This is a genomic window from Sphingopyxis sp. (genome assembly GCF_041916015.1).
Lineage (GTDB): Bacteria > Pseudomonadota > Alphaproteobacteria > Sphingomonadales > Sphingomonadaceae > Sphingopyxis.
Genome location: NZ_JAYSAH010000091.1, coordinates 1 through 3,997, shown reverse-complemented (window position 1 = coordinate 3,997; position 3,997 = coordinate 1). Strand labels below are relative to the sequence as shown.

The 3,997-nt window shown below is 68.6% G+C and carries 3 protein-coding genes; all 3 read right to left on the bottom strand.

Annotated elements, in window-relative coordinates; genetic code table 11:
- Positions 1 to 281: 281 nt before the first annotated feature.
- Positions 282 to 2,489 (bottom strand): transglycosylase domain-containing protein, encoded by a 2,208-nt coding sequence (locus ACE3SL_RS13745; RefSeq protein WP_374526294.1) that lies wholly within the window; start codon positions 2,487 to 2,489, stop codon positions 282 to 284.
- A gap of 51 nt (positions 2,490 to 2,540) precedes the next feature.
- On the bottom strand, positions 2,541 to 2,948 hold the full coding sequence (gene msrB / locus ACE3SL_RS13740; protein ID WP_374526293.1) for a peptide-methionine (R)-S-oxide reductase MsrB: 408 nt from the start codon (positions 2,946 to 2,948) through the stop codon (positions 2,541 to 2,543).
- A 249-nt stretch (positions 2,949 to 3,197) separates the two neighbouring features.
- Positions 3,198 to 3,997: FAD-binding monooxygenase (locus ACE3SL_RS13735; protein ID WP_374526292.1), on the bottom strand; the 800-nt coding region annotated here is incomplete at its 5' end.

The window sequence follows — 3,997 nt, the reverse complement described above, 5'->3', positions numbered from 1 at the left end:
CGGCCATGGCTCTTTGGAAAATAGGGCTGGAGACGCGCCATCTGCTCGTCCGTCAGCCAGAATAAATCGCTCAAATTCAGGCTCCTTCGTGGTCGCCTGAATCATAATCGCTACCGCAAATCAATGGGTCCTGACCCTAGCGGGTCTTGCGCTAAATCCACATCATCCGCCCTGAGCTTGTGGAAGGGCCGTCCTTTCTTTCAGCGTCGCAGGAAGAAGAACGGTTCCTCGACACGCTCGGCACGGACGGAGTTAGTGACGCCGATTTAGCGGATGAGGCTCTAATTTCCCTCGCCGTTCGTGGCGCGCGGCGCTTGCCCCTTTTGCATGGGCGCCGGCGGGGCCTTGGGGGCCGGAACCGTTATGATCTTGCCTTGGGGCGATCCTTTGGGCTGCGCGCCGAGGTCAGACGGCGGCGGCCGGCGGCCGGTCTGCTCCTCGATCCATTGCTGGTTTAGCACCGGCCCGTCGTCCTGCGGCGGTTGCGGCTGGGTCTCGTCCTGCGGCGGGCGGCTGTCGTAGGGCAGCTCGATCGGCATGCCGTTGTCGTCGGTCAGCCCCTCCTGGCCGGGCTCGCCCAGATAGGCGTCATTCTCGTCCTCGAGCTGCCATTCGGGCAGCTTCACCTCGGTGTCGAAGGGTTCGACCGGACGCCCGGCGACCGCGACGCGCATATAGTCGGCAAAGGCCTTGGCCGGCGCGTGGCCGCCCTGCAGCCCGCCGACGGGCTTCGCATCGTCGCGGCCCATCCACACGCCGGTGGTCAGCCCGCTCGAAAAGCCGAGAAACCAGCCGTCCTTGTTGCTCGTCGTCGTGCCGGTCTTGCCCGCGACCGGGCGGCCGATCTGCGCCGCGCGCCCGGTGCCTGTCGCGACCGCGGTCTGGAGGAGGTCGGTGATCCCTGCCGCGACCCAGTTATCGACGAGCACCTGCCCGCGCTCCGCAGGGCGCTGGTAGAGGAGGCGGCCGTCGGCGGTCGTCACCTTGGTGATGCCATAGGGCTGCGCCGACACGCCCTTGCGCGCGACCGCGGCGAAGGCGGAGGTCATGTCGATCACGCGCACCTCGGCGCTGCCGAGCACCATCGAGGGGTGGGTGTTGATCGGCGTCGTGATCCCGAAGCGCCGCGCCATGTTGGCGACCGCCGAGAAGCCGACCTCGTCGCCGAGCTTCGCCGCGACGGTGTTGATCGAATAAGCGAAGGCGGTGCGGAGGCTGATCGGCCCCGAGAAGCGCCCCGACGAGTTGCGGGGCGACCAGCCGTTGATCGTCACCGGCTCGTCGACGACCTGCTCGTCGACCTTATGCCCCGCCTCGAGCGCGGCCATATAGACGAACAGCTTCCACGCCGATCCCGGCTGGCGCAGCGCCTGCGTCGCGCGGTTGTAGTTCGACGTCACATAATCGGTGCCGCCGACCATCGCGCGCACCGCGCCGTCGCGGTCGATCGATACCAGCGCCGCCTGCACGCCCTTCGGCGTGTCGGCCTGGATCGCCGCGGTCGCCGCGCGCTGCATCCGAAGGTCGATGGTCGTATAGACGTCCAGGGCTTCGCTGCCCTCATCGATCAGCATGTCGAGCTGCGGCAGCGCCCAGTCGCTGAAATAGCGCGCGCTGTTCTGGCCGGTCTCCTGCGCAAGCTGGACGTTCGCGGGCTCGGCACTGTCGGCCTGGCTGCGGGTGATGAAGCCGCCATCGACCATCGTGTCGAGCACGACGCCGGCACGGCCGAGCGCGGCCTGCGCGTCGGCGGTCGGCGAATAGCGCGACGGCGCCTTGACCAGCCCTGCGACCACCGCCGCCTCCGACAGCGACATCTGCGTCGCGCTATGCCCGAAGAAGCGCCGCGACGCGGCGTCGATGCCATAGCTGCCGCCGCCGAAATACACCTTGTTCAGATAGAGTTCGAGCAGTTCGTCCTTCGAGAATTTCCATTCGAGCGCGAGCGCGAGCACCATTTCGCGCGCCTTGCGCGTCCAGGTGTAGCTGTTCGACAGGAAGATATTGCGCGCGAGCTGCTGGGTGATTGTCGAGGCGCCCTGCATGCGGCGCCCGGTGCCGTAATGCTGGACCGCGAACACTGCGGCGCGGCTCATGCCGACGGGATCGACGCCGGGATGATAGCGAAAGCGCCGGTCCTCGACCGCGACCATCGCGTCCTGCATCACCTGCGGTGTTTCGTTGAGCGTCAGCCAGCGGCCATAGTTCGGCCCGAGCGACAGGAAGACGGTGCCGTCGGCGGCGTGGACGCGGATCGTCTGCCCGGCGGGCGATTTCTTGAGTTCCTCGAAGCTGGGGATGCGCTGCACCGCGATGCCGACCGCGACCGCGACCGCAACGAGCCCGACGAGCGCGAGGCCGAGGCCCCAGCGAATGATCCGCCGGAACCAGAGCCGGAAGCGCGACGTTCCGCCGGGAGCGGGCGAACCGCTGCCTTTGCCCGATGATGACGATTTCCCTGCGGTTGGCTGCTGTCGTTCGCGGCGCAAACCCTATGTTCCTTCCCTCGCGGAGCCCCGCTGCATCACCCGGCGCGGCGGTCAGCCCTTGCCGGTGTCCGCCTCATCCTGCCCGCGCTCGGCGAAGTCAAGCGCCGCGCTGTTGATGCAATAGCGAAGACCGGTCGGTCCGGGGCCGTCGGGGAAGACATGGCCGAGGTGGCCTTCGCATTTCGCGCAGCGTACTTCGGTGCGGATCATGCCGTGGCTCGCGTCGCGATGCTCGCTCACCGCTGCGTCGCCCGCGGGCGCGGTATAGCTCGGCCAGCCCGAGCCGCTGTCATATTTGGTGCGGCTGTCGAACAGCGGCTCGCCGCAGCCGGCGCAGCGATAGACGCCGTCGCCCTTGTGGTCGGTATATTTCCCCGTGAACGCGCGTTCGGTCCCGCCCTCGCGCAGCACATGATGCGCCATCGGATCGAGCGGCTTGTCGGCTTCGGGGTCGGTCATCGTGGAAACTCCTTGCGGCGGCGTCCGGTCCTATATCGGCCCGGCGTCCGGTCGCGACAAGGGTCTTGGGTCCAGATGCCGGATTTCGATTCGGTTCACGCGGAGACGCGGAGGCGCGGAGAGAGGAAGTTCGGGCCGACAGACCATTGTTCGGCAATGGGGCTTCCGACAGCAGCGGCGGTGAGAAAAGCCGCTTTGCGGCATATCCATCTCTCCGCGCCTCCGCGCCTCCGCGTGAACCATTATCTTCTAAATGCGCGTCATCCGCGACACCAGCCGCACCAGCGGCGGACAGGCGGTGGCGAGTGACGTCGAGGCGCCGGCGCTCAGCCGATGTTCGCCAGCGCGCCAAACAAGCGTTGCGATCGCGAAAGGCCGCGCCATGCGGGCCGCGAGGGCGCGTTGGAAGGTAGGCGCCGCAGCCGGTCCATTGTGACGCCATGCGTGGACCGCGGCGTCGGCGCTGGCGAGCGCCAGTCCCATGCCTTCACCCGCGAGCGAGGGAATGACGCCCGCCTGGTCGCCGAGCCGGAACAGGCCGGGTACGCCGTCTGCTGCGCGCCAGCCATAGGGGACATGGCCGATCGCATCGACCGGCCGGGTCCAGTCGGCACAAGCGAGCCGCTCGCCAAGATGCGGCAGGCGGTCGCCGAGCGAGCGCAGCAGCGCCGCCGGGTCGCCGCCTGCCGCGTCGAGGCGCGACTTGTGGACCGCGAGGCAGAGATTGCCGCTCCCGTCCTCCTGCCGCACCAGCCCGGCATAGCCGCGGTCGAACAGATGGAGCTCGACAGCATCGCTCACCAGCCGCTCAAGCGTCGGATGGGCGGGGAGGCGCAGCCGCAGGCCCATGACAGGGTCGCCGCGCTGCCATGCGGCGGGTTCGCGCGGGAAGCCGCGAAAGCCATGCTTGCCCGCGGCGAGGAAGATCGACGGGGCGGTCAGCGCCGCGCCGTCGCGCGTCCGCACTGTGCCGCGGTCCAGCCCCGCCGCATGGACGCCGCGTTCGAGCCCGGCGCCCGCGGCGATCGCCGCCGACTGGAGCGCGCCGT